At 36.4% G+C, this 18626-nt stretch carries 11 protein-coding genes; 9 read left to right on the forward strand and 2 right to left on the reverse strand.

Annotated features, from left to right (window positions below; translation table 11 throughout):
- The 4 genes from J8281_RS17735 to J8281_RS17750 form a co-directional block, all read left to right on the forward strand.
- Positions 1-5192, forward strand: a 5192-nt coding sequence (locus J8281_RS17735; protein ID WP_210199004.1) for a hypothetical protein, incomplete at its 5' end; no start/stop codon positions are given.
- A gap of 35 nt (positions 5193-5227) precedes the next feature.
- On the forward strand, positions 5228-5917 hold the full coding sequence (locus J8281_RS17740; RefSeq protein ID WP_246849155.1) for a hypothetical protein: 690 nt from the start codon (positions 5228-5230) through the stop codon (positions 5915-5917).
- Positions 5918-6122: 205 nt separating this feature from the next.
- The gene (locus J8281_RS17745; protein ID WP_210199005.1) at positions 6123-9977 is read left to right on the forward strand and encodes a right-handed parallel beta-helix repeat-containing protein; all 3855 of its coding nucleotides are present in this window, start codon (positions 6123-6125) and stop codon (positions 9975-9977) included.
- 1 nt (position 9978) lies between these two features.
- Positions 9979-11166, forward strand: coding sequence for a gliding motility-associated C-terminal domain-containing protein (locus tag J8281_RS17750; RefSeq protein WP_210199006.1), 1188 nt, complete (start codon positions 9979-9981; stop codon positions 11164-11166).
- 310 nt (positions 11167-11476) lie between these two features.
- Here the strand turns inward: J8281_RS17750 and J8281_RS17755 are convergent, their stop codons facing one another.
- On the reverse strand, positions 11477-11662 hold the full coding sequence (locus tag J8281_RS17755; protein ID WP_210199007.1) for a hypothetical protein: 186 nt from the start codon (positions 11660-11662) through the stop codon (positions 11477-11479).
- Positions 11663-12610: 948 nt separating this feature from the next.
- Here J8281_RS17755 and J8281_RS17760 point away from each other — a divergent pair.
- The 4 genes from J8281_RS17760 (at position 12611) to J8281_RS17775 (ending at position 15128) form a co-directional block, all read left to right on the forward strand.
- Positions 12611-13165, forward strand: coding sequence for a ClpP family protease (locus J8281_RS17760; RefSeq protein ID WP_210199008.1), 555 nt, complete (start codon positions 12611-12613; stop codon positions 13163-13165).
- Between the two features lie 21 nt (positions 13166-13186).
- Positions 13187-13915, forward strand: coding sequence for a M15 family metallopeptidase (locus J8281_RS17765; RefSeq protein ID WP_210199009.1), 729 nt, complete (start codon positions 13187-13189; stop codon positions 13913-13915).
- A gap of 49 nt (positions 13916-13964) precedes the next feature.
- Complete coding sequence (locus tag J8281_RS17770) at positions 13965-14444, forward strand: CAP domain-containing protein (protein WP_210199010.1); 480 nt, start codon at positions 13965-13967, stop codon at positions 14442-14444.
- Positions 14445-14672: 228 nt separating this feature from the next.
- Positions 14673-15128 (forward strand): CAP domain-containing protein, encoded by a 456-nt coding sequence (locus J8281_RS17775; RefSeq protein ID WP_210199011.1) that lies wholly within the window; start codon positions 14673-14675, stop codon positions 15126-15128.
- An 867-nt stretch (positions 15129-15995) separates the two neighbouring features.
- Here the strand turns inward: J8281_RS17775 and J8281_RS17780 are convergent.
- Complete coding sequence (locus tag J8281_RS17780) at positions 15996-16388, reverse strand: ankyrin repeat domain-containing protein (RefSeq protein ID WP_246849156.1); 393 nt, start codon at positions 16386-16388, stop codon at positions 15996-15998.
- Between the two features lie 307 nt (positions 16389-16695).
- On the opposite strand from J8281_RS17780, the gene gpmI reads away from it, so the two are divergent.
- Complete coding sequence (gpmI, locus tag J8281_RS17785) at positions 16696-18216, forward strand: 2,3-bisphosphoglycerate-independent phosphoglycerate mutase (protein WP_210199012.1); 1521 nt, start codon at positions 16696-16698, stop codon at positions 18214-18216.
- Positions 18217-18626: the final 410 nt, after the last annotated feature.

The raw sequence follows: 18626 nt of genomic DNA on the forward strand, positions 1-18626 counted from the left end.
CTATTAATAGTGATATAGCAGGAACCGGACTTACGCAAAATGCATCGGGTGCACTAGAAGTAGACGGAACTGCAATCACAGGTGATGGAAACATTACTTCCTCTGACCTTACTGTTGGTGGAGATACAAATGCACTACTTGGTGATGTAACTCTGGAAATAGCTCCGAATGCGGTAGGAACTACTGAAATCGCCGATGACGCAGTAGATGCTTCAACTTTGAATCCAAATGTAGCCGGTGCAGGACTTACGCAAAATGCATCAGGTGCACTTGAGGTTAATATAACCGCCTCAGACGTATCTTTTACTCCAACTGTGAATACTACAAGCACGAATGTACAAGATGCAATTGAAGAATTACAAACTGATATTGATGGATTTGCCGCTACAGCCGGTCAAACCAATACAGCTTCAAACTCTGGAAATGCAGGAGTCGGAGTTTTCGCTAGAAAAACAGGTGCTGATCTAGAATTTAAAAATATTAATGCAGGTTCAAGTAAAATTTCTATAACGGATGACACAGCTAATGATGAAATTGATATAGATATAAATGCAGAATCTATCACCTCAAATGAAATACAAAACGGAACTATTGCTTCAGATGATATTGCGGCTGATGCAATCAATGCAGCATCGATAAACCCAGACGTAGCCGGTGCAGGACTAACTCAAAACGCATCGGGTGCACTAGAAGTAGACGGAACTGCGATTACAGGTGATGGAAACATTACTTCGTCTGACCTCACTGTTGGTGGAGATACAAATGCGCTACTTGGTGATGTAACACTAGAAATTGCTCCAAATGCGGTAGGAACTGCTGAAATTGCTGATGATGCAGTAGATGCTTCAACCATAAATGCAAACGTAGCTGGCGCAGGACTAACTCAAAACGCTTCCGGTGCTTTAGAAGTAGACGGAACTGCAATCACAGGTGACGGAAACATTACATCTTCCGACCTCACTGTTGGTGGAGATACAAATGCTCTGCTTGGTGATGTAACACTAGAAATAGCTCCGAATGCGGTAGGAACTGCTGAAATTGCCGATGATGCGGTGACCAATGCACAAATTGCAGATAATGCTATACAAACTGAAAATATTGCTGATGATGCTGTAACTGCAGCTACTATTAATAGTGATATAGCAGGAACCGGACTTACTCAAAACGCTTCCGGTGCTTTAGAAGTAGATGTTACCGCAATCAATGGTGATGGAAACATTACATCTTCCGACCTCACTGTTGGTGGAGATACAAATGCTCTGCTCGGTGATGTGACTCTGGAAATTGCTCCAAATGCGGTAACTACTGCAGAAATCGCTGACGGAACCATAACTTCAGATGATATTGCGGCTGATGCAATCAACGCAGCATCGATAAACCCAGACGTAGCCGGTTCTGGACTTATCCAAAATGCAACAACAGGTGCGCTTGAAGTAGACCCAACAGCAATTAATGGAGACGGAGATATTACTTCTTCTGATCTTACCGTAACAGGCGGTGCAAACTCTACCTTAAATGATGTAACCTTAGAGATAGCTGATGATGCTGTAGATGCGTCAACCATAAACGCGGATGTAGCTGGTTCTGGACTAATACAAAACGCAACAACGGGCGCTTTAGAAGTAGACCCAACTGCAATTACGGGTGATGGAGATATTACTTCTTCTGATCTTACCGTAACAGGCGGTGCCAATTCAACGCTAAATGATGTAACTTTAGAAATTGCACCTGGAGCTGTTGGAAATACAGAACTTGCAAACAATGCAGTTTCTACCGATAAAATACTAGATGGAACCATAACTTCAGATGATATTGCTGCCGACGCAGTTAATGCAGCTACTATCAATAATGACGTAGCCGGTTCTGGACTAACACAAAACGTAACAACGGGCGCTTTGGAAGTAGATGTGACTGGAATAAGTGGTGATGGATCAATTACCTCTCCTAATGGAACTGTAACCCTAACAGGGACACCTGCTAATTCATTATTCGAAAACGTAGGATTTGATGTGAACATTCCAGCACTTACAGGTGATGGATCGATAACTTCTACAGACTTAACCGTAACGGGTGGTGCAAACTCAACACTAAATGATGTAACTTTAGAAATAGCTGATGATGCAATTGATGCAGCAACCATAAACGCAGATGTAGCGGGTTCTGGACTTATCCAAAACGCAACAACGGGCGCTTTAGAAGTAGACCCAACAGCAATTACTGGTGACGGAGATATTACTTCTTCTGATCTTACCGTAACAGGTGGTGCAAACTCAACACTAAATGATGTAACCTTAGAAATAGCTGATGATGCAATTGATGCAGCAACCATAAACGCAGATGTAGCGGGTTCTGGACTTATCCAAAACGCAACAACGGGCGCTTTAGAAGTAGACCCAACAGCAATTACTGGTGATGGAGATATTACTTCTTCTGATCTTACCGTAACAGGTGGTGCCAATTCAACGCTAAATGATGTGACTTTAGAGATTGCACCTGGAGCTGTTGGAAATACAGAACTTGCAAACAATGCAGTTTCTACCGATAAAATACTAGATGGAACCATAACTTCAGATGATATTGCTGCCGATGCAGTTAATGCAGCTACTATCAATAATGACGTAGCCGGTTCTGGACTTACACAAAATGCAACAACAGGTGCACTGGAAGTAGACCCAACAGCAATTACTGGTGATGGAGATATTACTTCTTCTGATCTTACCGTAACAGGTGGTGCAAACTCTACCTTAAATGATGTAACTTTAGAGATAGCCGATGATGCAGTAGACGCTTCAACCATAAACGCAGATGTAGCGGGAACTGGACTTATCCAAAATGCAACAACAGGCGCTTTAGAAGTAGATGTGACTGGAATAAGTGGTGATGGATCAATTACCTCTCCTAATGGAACTGTAACCCTAACAGGGACACCTGCTAATTCATTATTCGAAAACGTAGGATTTGATGTAAACGTTCCAGCACTTACTGGTGATGGATCAATTACCTCTACAGACTTAACTGTAACTGGTGGTGCAAATTCAACACTAAATGATGTGACTTTAGAAATTGCACCTGGAGCTGTTGGAAATACAGAACTTGCAACCGATGCAGTTACTACTGATAAAATACTAGATGGAACCATAACTTCAGATGATATTGCGGCTGATGCAATCAACGCAGCATCGATAAACCCAGACGTAGCCGGTGCAGGACTTACGCAAAATGCATCGGGTGCACTAGAAGTAGACGGAACTGCAATCACAGGTGATGGAAACATTACTTCCTCTGACCTTACTGTTGGTGGAGATGCAAATGCGCTACTTGGTGATGTAACACTAGAAATTGCTCCAAATGCGGTAGGAACTGCTGAAATTGCTGATGATGCAGTAGATGCTTCAACCATAAATGCAAACGTAGCCGGTGCAGGACTAACGCAAAATGCTTCTGGAGCGCTAGAAGTAGATGTAACTGGAATAAGCGGTGACGGATCAATTACCTCCCCTAATGGAACTGTAACTTTAACAGGGACACCGGCTAACTCTTTATTCGAAAACGTAGGATTTGATGTAAACGTTCCAGCACTTACTGGTGATGGATCAATTACCTCTACAGACTTAACCGTAACTGGTGGTGCAAACTCAACACTAAATGATGTAACTTTAGAAATCGCTCCGAATGCAGTAGGAACTACAGAAATCGCTGATGATGCAGTAGACGCTTCAACTATAAACGCAGATGTAGCGGGTTCTGGACTTATCCAAAACGCAACAACGGGCGCTTTAGAAGTAGACCCAACAGCAATTACTGGTGATGGAGATATTACTTCTTCTGATCTTACCGTAACAGGTGGTGCAAACTCTACCTTAAATGATGTAACTTTAGAGATAGCCGATGATGCAGTAGACGCTTCAACCATAAACGCAGATGTAGCGGGAACTGGACTTATCCAAAATGCAACAACAGGCGCTTTAGAAGTAGATGTGACTGGAATAAGTGGTGATGGATCAATTACCTCTCCTAATGGAACTGTAACTTTAACAGGGACACCTGCTAATTCATTATTCGAAAACGTAGGATTTGATGTGAACGTTCCAGCACTTACTGGTGATGGATCAATTACCTCTACAGACTTAACCGTAACTGGTGGTGCAAATTCAACACTAAATGATGTGACTTTAGAAATTGCACCTGGAGCTGTTGGAAATACAGAACTTGCAACCGATGCAGTTACTACTGATAAAATACTAGATGGAACCATAACTTCAGATGATATTGCGGCTGATGCAATCAATGCAGAATCGATAAACCCAGACGTAGCCGGTGCAGGACTTACGCAAAATGCATCGGGTGCACTAGAAGTAGACGGAACTGCAATCACAGGTGATGGAAACATTACTTCGTCTGACCTCACTGTTGGTGGAGATACAAATGCGCTACTTGGCGATGTAACACTAGAAATTGCTCCAAATGCGGTAACTACTGCAGAAATCGCTGATGGCGCCGTAGGTACGGCTGATCTTGCCGATGGTACAGCAGCAGGACAACTATTACAATGGGATGGTACCGACTGGGTGCTTGTTGATGATTCGGCTGTTAATACAAACACTACTATAACGCAAGCTGCCGGTAACACCGACACAGAAGTAGGAACTACGGCAAGAACCATTGCTACATACAGAAATGAAGCTAGTGCAGATGTAACCATAAACGAAAGTGTAACCACATTATCCCAAGATGCAGGTACTGGTACCATTACTTATACTAATGAAGCAAATGCAACGCAAACAGCAAATGTAGTTGCTGCCGAAACTGACAACCAGATAACTACAGGTGCTAATGGCGGCGCATATTTGGCAGCAATGCCAACAATATACTCAGCTGGAAAAGTTAGTGGAACAGGTACAGCTGCTTCTATATACAATGCAACGGTTTCTCGATTGAACACGGGAGATTATCAAGTTACATTTACAAATCCATTACCTAATGCTAATTATATCATACAGTTAACCATTACAGATTGTGGAGGCAACTGCCCTGATGCACTAACAGGACCAAGTTATGATGACCCTGGGATTACATATTATAGTCAAACCGTCAATGGATTCAATATAAACATAGGTGACAACGATAACGGTTCTAATCCGCGAATCGATATTGACCTTGAGTTTATGTTTACTGTAATCAGACTGCCTTAATAAAAGATAAATTATTTTTAAATATGATGTTTAAAATGAATAGAATATTACTTATAACAACCTTCTTAACCTTTGTATCTTTTGTAGTACAAGCACAAGATGTAAACCAAACTGCTATGGGTCTACCTAGAGTAAGTGATGTAAATACGATTACAGGAGAGACAGCAGCCAACATTGGAAACGTTGTATACAATACTACAGATAATAGCATCTATCGTTATGATGGGACAAATTGGATTATAGCCGATGATCAATTCGATGATGAAGTACTTTTGCGTACGCCTATCGATGTAAATAATGTCCCGGGAGATCCAAATGCTGGAGATGAAACTACAGTTAAACAAGTTATTGATGCCATTACGCCTATTACATCTAGAGCAGGAAGAGTCTTTTATCCTCCTTCTATAGAAATTGATGCCTCAGTAAATTCTACAGCGGATGAAACTATTGATTTATATGCACAGTATGCTAATCAGTATGATTTAACTCAAACAAGCACTACAATAAATGGAACTACAGTAAATTATCAAACAGCTAAAAGCCCTGATGCCCCAAATGATATTCCAATATATGGACCAAATGATTTATATTATTATGTCACTTTTGCAGATACTAGTGTATTTAATATTATCAGTCTTTCTAATAGTGGTATATTAACTTATAGAATTGTAGGGCAACCTACGAATGATAATACTATTATAAACGTAGTTTTTGTTGTGAAATAATAATAGCTAAACACAAAACGAATAGTAATAAATTTTGAAAATTACTTCACAGGGTCGAGCGTTAAAAAATGTTTAGTAAACATTTTTAGCGAACAAGCCAGTTGGAGCGCAGGATTTAAAATTTTTAATGTGAGAGCGTAGGGGTTACGTACGTTCTCAATTTTTTAATTATTTCGTTTTTAAACAATTAAAAACATTTAAACGGATGAAAATATTTAGAAAAGTATATATTAAAATATTCCTTGTTTTACTTTTTACCTTTCCTGTTCAAAAAGGATTAGGTCAAGATACTTTTTTTGATAATTTCAACCCTACAAATACCTACGCCGATAACGATGGTAATCAAAATTTTAGTACGAATTGGTTAGAAACTAATGATGATGGTCTCCCTACTAATCCCGGAAATTTTAATGCACGTAGAATTTATATTAATAATGGTCAAATTAATTTTAACTTACAAGAATTAACTCTAATTAATTTAGATAACGCTAGTATAGAAAGGAGATTAGATTTATCAACTTATAGTGTTGTTGATTTCTCCTATTCTTACGATTCAAGATTTAGACAAGGTGAAATTTTTATTGTAGAAATGTATAATAGTACTACGAATTCTTATCAAATAGTAGACTTTATAAATTTTGGTGGTATTGGAACAAGAAATTATCAACTATCTGCTGCTCAGGCGTCTAATGATGCACGAGTGCGCTTTAGAGGATTTGATCAGAACTGGGCTGGTAATGCTGCATTTTTTATTGACAATGTAAGATTTACCGCCTATAATAGAAGAGTATTTGTTAATGATGTAACAGTAAATGAAAATGCAGGTATTATAACTTTTACAGCAAGATATGAAGGTTCTACAGTAGCTGCTTTTACTGTTGATTATAGTACCGTAGACGGAACGGCATTTGCAGATGGAGATTATATAGCTCAAACCGGGACTTTAAATTTTTCGGGAGCACCAAATCAGGAGGTTTCTTTTTCAGTACCTATCACGAATGATGTATATTCTGAAGGAACCGAAAATTTTACTATTGATTTAACTAATGTAAATGATTCGTCAATAGGGTTGGTAGATGGTAGAGGTATTATTGAAGATACCGACTCTGTAGTTGTACCTGTAAATCCGGATTTAGAATTATTGGAAAGTTTTAATGGTGCGTTTGACTATGGTGTTGCAGGCGGTACCTTCAGAACGGCTGATGATGGTACCGACCCCTGTGCAGTAACGAATACATCATCTGGAATACTTACAAATTCGGGATCAATACCTAATACCGCTGCAATTGAAAAAGCCTATCTATTTTGGGCACATTCTAAAAGAAATCCTAACCCTAATATAACTTTTGAAGGACAGCCTGTTATCGCCTCAACTGTTAATCAATCTGCATTTGGTGGTGGTGCCTTTTATGGTTATGTAAGTGATGTTACCACTATAGTTCAAAGTGTTTCGAATCCATTTACCAATTCGTATACATTAACAAATTTAGATATTAATACTGGTGATCCTTATTGTGGAGGACCCACAGTCTTAGGAGCATGGAGCTTAATGGTATTTTATAGCGATACTTCTTTTCCTACATCTAGAATTAATTTATATAATGGTTTTAGTGGAGAACGTTTTAGCAACTCTTCTTTCACGCTCGATAATTTTTTTGCTATAAATCCCAACGGAGCAAAAACGACAGTATTAAGTTGGGAAGGTGATGAAACCGCAGCCACTTCTGTGGGTGAAGAACTATCAATCACTTCTCCCCTACCTCCCGAAGAAACTACATCACTGGAAGGTGATGGAGACAATGTTGGAGGAAACAATAGACCGTTTAATTCAACTATATATGACGGTACTTCTGGAGTTAATCAAACAGGCACTTATGGAATAGATTTAGACACTTATGACCTCTCTAGTATTTTAAGAGCCGGAGAATCTACTATTACCACCAACGTAGCTTCAGGTCTCGATTTTGTCATCGTTAATTCTGTTGTGTTAAAAGTACCAAGCAATTTAATTACAGGTATAGTGTTTGAAGATATAAATTATCCAGGAGGTCCAGGTAGAAATCTTGCAACTACTTCTGGTGCAGGTATTCCAAACGCAGAATTAGAACTGTACCGAGAAAACCCAGCAGGAACTGGAATATTCGTATTAGAGGATAGAACTACCACTAATGCTTCGGGTCAATACGTTTTTGCCGGTATGCAAAATGGAACCTACAAAGTTCGAGTAGTGAATACCGATATGGAATCTACTCGAGGAGGAGGAGATTCGTGTACCGAATGTTTACCTGTACAAACGTTTAGAAGAAATTTCGCATCTGGAGGCATTTTTACAGATGTAGTGAATGAGATAGGCGGTGCTAATCCTGCGGCAACATCAGATACTCCTGCTGTTACCACAAATGGAACTTTGTTAGATGCAAATGCCCAGACGGTTTCAGATGTTACCATTACCGATGAAGGAGCAGATGGTTTAGACTTTGGGTTCAACTTCAATACGATTGTAAATACAAATGCTGACGGACAAGGATCGTTAGCACAATTTATAATTAATTCTAATAATCTAGATCAAATTGGCTTAGATATTGAAGCACATCCTAACGATGGTACTCTTAATCCTTCACCAGGAGATGACACCTCGATATTTATGATTCCTTCGAACGCCGACCCATTGGGTAGAGCCGGAGATGCAAGATATAATATAGCTAATGGATATTTTGACATTCTAGCCACTACAAATCTTCCTCAAATTACAGATGCGAATACAAAAATTGATGGGAGAACACAAACAGCATATTCTGGCAACACCAATACGAATGTTTTCGGCACTAGTGGAACGGTCGTAGGCACATCTTCAACTTCATTACCTGTATATAATGCGCCGGAAGTACAAGTACAACGAAGTAGTAATGATGATTCCTTTGTTTTTGAGATTGCTGCTAATAATATTACGATAAGGAATCTTGGACTCTTTGCAAATCAAAATAATGCTGATGCCATTAGAATAGCATCTGGATCTAACGTAGTAGTTCAATCAAATATTATTGGACCTAATCTTGCAAATGTCGTAGAAGGAAATACGAGACATGGTATTCGAATCAATGGAGGCGATGCTACGATAACAAATAATTATATAGCACAAAATCGAATTACTGGTATACGAGTTAATGGTAATCCAACTACAACTATTACTCTAAATCAGTTTACGGCAAATAGCAGTACTATTTGTAATGATCAGGGGACCATCAATATTAGGGGTGGTACGAATACTATTGAAAATAATCTTATTGAAGATTCAGGAATTTACGGGATTAGATTTAGCAATGGAACTATAACCATTCGAGAGAATACTATAACGGGATCTGGTCAAAATCCTGCACCTTTATGTAACGAAAATGCAGGTATTGCTTTAAGTAACGGAAATTCAACGACTCTTGGCAATGTCATCAATGCGAATGAAGGAGCGGGTATAATTGTTACAGGGGGGACAACGAGTCGAATATCCCAAAATTCAATTTTTGCTAATGGTACTGCTTTAGCACCTGCATTAGGAATTGACATCAATGATGATGGGGTTACACTGAATGACCCTGGTGATTCTCCAACTGGCCCTAATAATCAATTGAACTTTCCTGTTATAGAATCATCATCTATTTCTGGAAATACCTTACGAGTTGCAGGTTGGTCAAGACCAGGAACTACTATAGAATTTTTTGTTTCAGACATCAGTACAGGAGCAGCCAATCCTGGAGAAAATCAAGTTCCCAACACGTTGAATCAAGATTATGGAGAGGGTCAAACTTTTCTAGCCTCACGTATCGAAGGTAGTCCCAATGATAATGATACTACAATTTCAGCGTACAGTGATTCTGATGGTAATGCCGATACTACTGATAGATTCGATTTCAGCATCGTTCTAAGCACACCGATTCCAGTAGGAAGTATTATTACAGCTACTGCTACGTTCAATAATGCCACTTCAGAATTCGGACCCATAATTGATGTAGGTGCAGCCACAGTAATTTCAAACCGAAGAATCACTTACAGAGTTAAACAAAATTAAGATGAGAAAAGATTATAATATAGGTATATGGATTATAGTACTGATTTTTATTAGCAAAGGCTATAGCCAACAGGCTTTTCATAATTATGGGACTATTCAAATTCATACCGACGGTGAGGTTGGTTTTCATTTAGACGTTATTAATGATGGTACTTTTGACCAAAATGAAGGATTTACCGGATTTTACAGTTCAGATGACCGTCTTACGATATCAGGAACAAATCGACCAGTATTTTTCAATATGGAAATTGATGTGTTTGACGATCTCTTTCTCGAAGTTGCTACGGGAGTGCGAAATTTTCAGCAGTTCACCAACGGAAGAGTTCAGACTCCAAGAAATCGCAATCGTATCACTACATCATTAGATTATTTAAGCGATGCTCCCTATGATAGCGAAAGTGATGAACGCTTTGTAGATGGATATGCCTCGTTAACCGGAGATTTAGATTTTACATTTCCTATTGGTGATGATTTTAGGCTTAGACCAATGCGCATTACTGATGGTGCATCGGTTAATACGAGTAGAGGTGCTTATTTTTTTGAAGATCCAAATTTTCCCAATTTTTTTCCAGAGCGTTTCGATACCTCAAGCCTTGCTACAAATGTGTTGGCTGTGAGTATTTTTGAATTTTGGGATCTTGATGGAAATACGCCTACTCAAGTAACATTGACTTGGGATGACAACAGTAACATTCCCACCCTGGTTGAAGATCTGGAAAATTTAAGAGTAGTAGGATGGAATGCTGAGACTGAAGAATGGGAAAGTCTTGGAAATACTGGTTTTATAGGAGATTTAAGTAATGGTGAAATTACTTCAGAAGCATTTGTACCAGATACCTATACCATACTTACATTTGGTACTTCTGAATTATTGTTAGATGGAGAATTTGAAATTTTTACAGCGGTATCCCCAAATGGAGATGGTGAAAATGATTTTTTTAGAATACAAGGATTGGCTAATTTCCCGAATAACGAATTATCTATTTTTAATCGGTGGGGAGTATTGGTCTATCAAAGAGAACGATATCATGAAGCTCAAGATAATAATGGCTCTGATGCTTTTATAGGAATTTCTGAAGGGAGAACAACGATTGCCAAAGGAGAAGAATTACCTGTTGGAACATATTACTACGTATTGAAAATCGATGGAAGAAAAGATCAAGCTGGGTATTTATATATTAACAGATGATAAACAAATTTATTTCTAAAAAGAATTAAAAAACAATGATTTATTCATTATTAATTTTAATGACAGTAATGGTTTTTAATTTATATGAAAACTTAATCTCATGAATTGTATACTATAGTGTGATTTTGTGGTAGATTTTAAATATTATTGAAGTAATACTCATAACTCTTATTCTTTTTTGATGAAAAGACTATTAAATTTATGTCAAATGTTCTGACTAATGTTTAAAATCATAAATCATCTTCCAGAACATGTATAAAAAAACAGGTAAGAGTCAAAACCCTTACCCGCTCTAATATTTTGAAGATTTTTAGCTACAAAATTGAGGGTATGTTTCACCATCGTTGCATATCTCTCCGCAAGGGTGTTCGTACCACCACGTATTAGGATCGTAACAGAAACCCATTCCTGGAGTTTGATCTCCTCCATTAATACTTTGCTGCATACTTTTGTTTAACTTCTTTACTCCTGAATGTTTTAAAATGTTGTTTAACATAATTCAAATAATTTAAGGTTATTACTAATTCTAATGCTTGATGATTTAAAGACGTTACAAGCGTTGTCTGTTTGGATTCTTGCAAGAATTATTTTCAACTATCTATATATCTACAAATAGACATGTGTTATTACATTTGTAACAAATCATCTCATTATCAATGAGAATCGCGTTGAATAAAATGTGTGAAGAAAAAAGTAGTTGTATTATACTACCTAATTTTATGAAAGCCCCAGAATATTTTAATGCTTAACCCGCAAATCAAAATATTCTTTTCTATAATTAATACAAGTTGTGAATCTTGTATCTCATTACAATTCAAATATATAAGATTACAAAATAATGGCTTTACCGTTAAGTAGTATTAAACATATGGTAATACCGTAATTACTTAATCGTCATAACACTAAAATCTTCGACAAACAGCATTAACACTACAACTTCCATTAAAATGAATTTATCTAATCAATAATCAATTTTTTAACATATTTTAACATAATCATTCATTATTTAACATGGATAGTGAGGAAATCCGTAAAAAATTAATCTTATTACGTTACAAATATTCTCTTTCGATATTTTCTTATGTATCTTTTCAGATATCTCTACAACAATTGATACTTTGAAATTAAGTATATCGTTTTATAGTAGTGTTCAAAACAAAAAAATGAAAATAATGGGTAATGATCATAATTTTATAGCGCATTCATTTGTGACAAATTGATCTATAAGAATAGTGGTCTTTTGCAAAAAAACATTTACATTTATCTTGTCATGCAACGAACAGTAATAAAATTTTAAAAATTTCTTTACCAAAGGGAATGTTTAAAGTTTTTATTGTGAGAGCCTTGCGGTTATATACGTTCTCAATTTTATAATGAGCTTACAATAGTTAATAAAATGTAAACGTATGAAAATGAAATGTTTAAAAAAATTAAAACATAAAAAATGAAAGAAAAATCGGGAAAAATACAAGACCTTATTGACCATAAATTTTTGGAAGAACGCAGTATATTCCTCTGGGGGCAAGTGGATGACAAATCAGCAAAGCATGTGATTGACAGACTTATGTATTTGGATATGACGGGTGATAAAGAAATTAAATTATATATCAATAGTCCGGGTGGTTACGTTACTTCTGGATTTTCTATATACGATACTATTCAAAGTTTAAAAAGTCCTGTATCCACTATTTGTACAGGTCTAGCTGCTTCTATGGGATCCATTTTACTTAGTGTTGGTAAAAAAGGACGGCGATTTATCCAACCCCACGCCAAAGTAATGATCCATCAACCAAGTGGTGGTGCAAGAGGTCAGGCTTCAAATATAGAAATTCAGGCTACAGAAATTTTAAAAACAAAAGAACTAAGTGCTCAAATTCTTGCAGATAATTGCGGTCAGGATATAGATAAAGTATTAAAAGATTTTAATCGAGACTATTGGATGGATGCTCAGGAGTCTTTAGATTATGGTATCGTAGACGGTATTTTAGATGAATCGTAATCACCAACATACTATAATCATATGTCGAGGAGGGAATTCATAAAAACTACATCATTAGGGCTTTTAGGAGTATCCCTGCTCTCATTACATAAACCTCAACTAAAATTCTTCTCTAAAGACCAATTAATGGGAAAAGGTAATCCTGTGTTGTTTGGGGATGGATATCAATTGCGAAAAAAGGCGCACGAAGCTTTTGTTGCTATGAAAAATGAGGCCATTACCCACGGATTTAAGATAAAAGTGGTATCGAGCTATCGTAATTATGCACATCAAAATCGAATTTGGGAGCGTAAATACCAATCGTTCCTCAAAGAAGGATTATCACCTGATCAAACTATTGAGAAGATTATAGAATATTCAACCATTCCGGGAACATCTAGGCATCATTGGGGTACCGATATTGATATTGTAGATGGCAACGCTCCCCAACCAAAACATCTACTTCTTGAAGAACATTTTGAAGGTAACGGGCCATTTTGTCCATTCAAAGAATGGTTGGACGAGCACGCAGAACGGTATGATTTTCACTTGGTATATACCAATACAAAGGATCGTAAAGGATTTAAATATGAGCCTTGGCACTATTCTTATGCGCCTTTATCAAAACCTATGTTGCAAGAATACAGAACATTAAATATTAAAGAAGAACTTCAGAACATAAAGTTACTTGGGTCAGAAAATTTTTCGGATAATTTCATCAGAAAATACATTTCACAGAATATTTTAGACATTAATCGATATTTGCTTTGATTTTTTAATAAAATTGTGTTAATTTTACTACAAATTAATTCCCCAAACTATGAAAAATCAATTACTTTTATCTATTAGTATTATTCTTTGCACCATTGTACTGAGTTCCTGCAGCTCTGATGGTGATTCAGACTTACCTGCAGAAAATTCTAATACATTTGTAGAGAATACGATTCTAAATTCGATCAATGAGCATAGAAACTCGCTATCATTACTATCTTTAGAAGAGAACAGTGTTGCAAAGCAATTAGCTTTTGATCATGCTCAATTTATGGCTAATCAAAGAGAATTGAGTATTGATGGTAATTCAGAACGAAAAACCCGACTTCAGGAAACAGAAAATGCAACAGCAGTGGTAGAATTTAACTCAAGATTTTACAGTCCTGAAGAACTTGTTCAAAATTGGTTACGAGAAGGTTCTACCACTAAAAATAGCTTGGAAAGCAACTTCTCTAATGTAGGGATTGCAGTTACCCAAGACGAAGTTGGACAGAACTATTACACCTTAATTATGTTTCGAATGAGATAAACTAGGGTAATACCAAAATGAATATAAATATAGGCCAATCTACTTGCTTAGATTATTTGAGAACTTCACTAGTAGAATTCATTGAAATATTTGATCTAGCGAGTATCTGTCATATAAGTTTATTACTATTCAAACGTAGTTGAATCAATATATAATATTAATGTTATTATATGCTGTTTTGGCTATGTACTATACTAAAATTTCAAAATCACAGTTTAAAAAAGAAAAATGAAGATTAAAACTTTTTATCCGTTCATACTTTTAGCTTTACTAGTGACGGTATACTCATGTTCTGAAGATGACACTATTAGAGAAGTATCCATGGCAGATGAAATCCTTGAATTAGTCAATATTCATAGGCAAAGTATCGGGTTATCTACCGTAAGTAAAAATTCTACTGCAGAAGAACTTGCTATTGCGCATAGTGAATATATGATCTCTCAGGGAGCGATTAGCCACGATAATCAAGATGCCAAATTTAGAACATTACGCGATGTAGAGAATGCTCGTAGTTTTGCAGAGAATGTAGCATCTGGTCAGCGATCAGCACAGTCTGTAATGGAAGCATGGCTTAACAGTGAAGGTCACCGTACTAATATTGAAGGAAATTATACACACATAGGTATAGGAGTAGTTCAAAACGATAATGGAAGATATTATTTCACCCAAATTTTTTATCGCTAAACTAGGCAATCTCGACCATGCCAGTTAACACTTCATCCTATTCTAAATAAAGAACAACAGCTATAGTAGTTGCTTACTAAAAAGTGTTTTCGCTTGTATTCGTAAGCAACTTTTTTTATTTAATACTTTGAACATGCTTTATTCATCTACCCCTACGAAAATAAAATTCGATTGCCACTACAACAGTAACAATCGAATTTAAAGAGAACGAACAAATCAATCAATCAAACAAATCGTAATGTACTTCGTTAAGCATTTTGAATCTGAAAGCTATTCTCGCTGGCTACCATAAGTAGCCTAACACTTAATTTTACGTTATGCTATTGCGAAATCACTGCAAAAATTACTCACGTTACTACTTTTTATTTTTTCAAAATGCGTAATGTATTACCATATATTATGTCTATAATAGTGTATACTGTTATGTAAAGAATGGCTAATTCAAAATAAATTAATAGTCTTACTATTATATAATAATATACTTACATGCAAATATAACTATATTAGTATTATGTAATTTACTTAAAATGCAAAATAACATGTTTTTAACGTTTGGTTTTCGTTGTTGTACTTTTACCAATTATCAGTAATGGCTCATAATTTTTGCGTCATCTTAAATACCAAAACAAGTTTGTACCAGGGCCTCAATTCAAAGCATATTAAAAGGTAACGTATTTATGAGATGCTGAAATCAATTCAACTTGACCTGATTTTGGCAGTCGTACTTTTCAACGATATTCAATTACTTTTTAAGTTGTGTATGATTCAACTTCTTTTTACAAGCAGTAGCAGTATACCATAAAAAAACCGCTTCCTCCCTAAAACATAAAGGAGAAAACGGTTTTTTTATATAAACTGTTGCAAAGCTTACTTTACTTGCCGTTCTTTAAATTCGAGCAATAAAGTTTGGGCGTCTTTAGCACCAGATAATTCTGCATATTCTAGAGCTGTAAAACCTTTACTATCCTTAGCCTTTAGTTTTGCACCATGGTCAATTAAAAGTTTAATAATCTCTACTCTATTGTATCTAGCCGCATACATAAGCGGTGTCATTCCTCTAGACGATTGATTAACCTCTGTACCTAGGTCAATTAATTTCCTTACCATTTCGTAATCACCTTTTACTATAGATAAACAAAACGGAGTTACCCGCGGAGTCTCAACATAATCTACAGAGTTTAAGGAAGTACTTGTGACAGTTTCTTTCGCAAAAGATATACTTACCATCATAGTCAATAAAAACATGGATAACTTTTTCATTTTTTTCATTTTTAAGTTCAATACTGATTTGTGTTTTATAACTTATTTGACACTACAAATAAATTACATTATTCCAAAAAATAATTCATTTTATTTAAGAATAACGTAATATTAACCCTGTATACACAAATTCGTTAACGATATCACAAAAAAACTTTATTCTGTAATACTAGCGAAAGGTTTATTTTACTATTGGATAATCAAAGTATTTTGCTCGCTTACTAGTGAAATCGTAAATTTACAGCTTGACCTTTTCTAAGCATTCACAAAAACAATAGCCAACCATAAATTTAATTGTTAGACAATCATGAGCAAAAAAGTAATTTTGATGATTTTAGATGGGTGGGGTACCTCCCCCGATCCAAAAGTTTCTGCTATTGACCAAGCAAAAACACCTTATATTGATAGCCTTTATAAAAGGTATCCTTATGCATCTCTAAGAACTGATGGACTTCATGTGGGTTTACCCGAAGGACAAATGGGCAATAGTGAAGTAGGTCATATGAATTTGGGTGCCGGAAGAATCGTGTACCAGGATCTTGCAAAAATTAATATGGCTGTAGCACAGCATACCCTCAAAGATGAAACGGTGCTTGTGAATGCCTTTCAATATGCCAGAAAACATGATAAAAATGTGCATCTTTTAGGTTTGGTTAGCGATGGTGGTGTACATTCACATAGCAATCATATCAAAGAACTATTAGATACCGCTGCTAAATTCGATCTTACTAATGTTTTTCTTCATGCCTTTACCGATGGTCGTGATGTCGCTCCAAAATCCGGGAAAAAGCATATAAAAGACATTCAAGAGTATATGGCTACATCTACTGGTAAATTAGCTTCTGTTATTGGTCGATACTATGCGATGGATAGAGATAAGCGATGGGAGCGTGTTAAAAAAGCATATGATCTCATTGTTCATGGTAAGGGTGAACGATCTAATGATGCTTTGAAGAGTATTGAATCAAGTTACGCAAAAGATATTACCGACGAATTTATAGATCCTATTGTAATTACTAAAGGTGATGACCCTATAGCAACTATCAAAAAAGATGATGTTGTCATTTTCTTCAACTTTAGAACAGATCGAGGCAGAGAGCTAACCGAGATGCTGTCTCAAAGAGATATGCCTGAATATGACACACACAAATTACCCTTGCATTATATTACTATGACAAATTATGATGATACCTTCGACAATATTCAGGTAATTTATAACAAAGAAAATATCACCAAAACACTTGGCGAAGTACTATCTGATGCTGGAAAAAAGCAAATTCGTATTGCAGAAACTGAGAAATATCCTCATGTTACCTTCTTTTTCTCTGGAGGAAGGGAAGCACCTTTTGAAGGAGAGACTCGAATTCTAAAAAACTCACCCAAAGTCGCAACCTACGACTTAAAACCAGAAATGAGCGCTTTTGAGCTTCGAGACGCTTTACTTACAGAACTAGAAAAAGCTGAAACAGACTTTATATGCCTTAACTTTGCCAATGGAGACATGGTAGGCCATACAGGAGTAATGGAAGCTGCAATAAAAGCATGTGAAGCTGTTGATCAATGCGTACAAGATGTCATAGAAACCGCACTAGATCATGGGTATACGACACTGCTAATTGCAGATCATGGCAATTGTGAAACAATGCTTAATCCAGACGGTAGCCCACACACTGCACATACGACCAATCCAGTTCCTTTGATTTTAATAGATAAAGATAGTATTGAAATTAATGACGGTGTGCTAGGAGACATTGCTCCTACGATATTAGATTTGATGGATCTCAAAAAACCAGAGGTGATGACGAGACACTCTTTACTTAAATCCTAATTATTGTTAGTATTCTCCTTCTTTTGTTTTCCATTTTGGAAGTTTTGTTGCGATACTACTAGATCCTAGTGTTTCGAACGAAGGAAGAAGTGTATAGAGCCCTTCGATAAGCTCAGGATAACGTAGGATTTTGGATACAAAAAGCTATTTTCGATACCCCAATCAAGTTGAGGGCAGGCTAATTTTTCTTCATGTCATCTCGAGCGGAGTCGAGAGGTTATTACAAAAAATCACATGAATTGACGCTTTTCTTTACTATTTCTTTCAGAATGCACAATGGGTAATTTATAATAAGAACCAAAAACCTATGTGTACTGAATACTAAAACAAGCTCAACACTGGCTTATTTCAATTATCAAATTAATGATAACAACTTACCATGTGTGTTTAAGATATTCAATAAATTGTCA

It is taken from the genome of Aquimarina sp. U1-2 (assembly GCF_017897595.1).
Classification (GTDB): domain Bacteria; phylum Bacteroidota; class Bacteroidia; order Flavobacteriales; family Flavobacteriaceae; genus Aquimarina.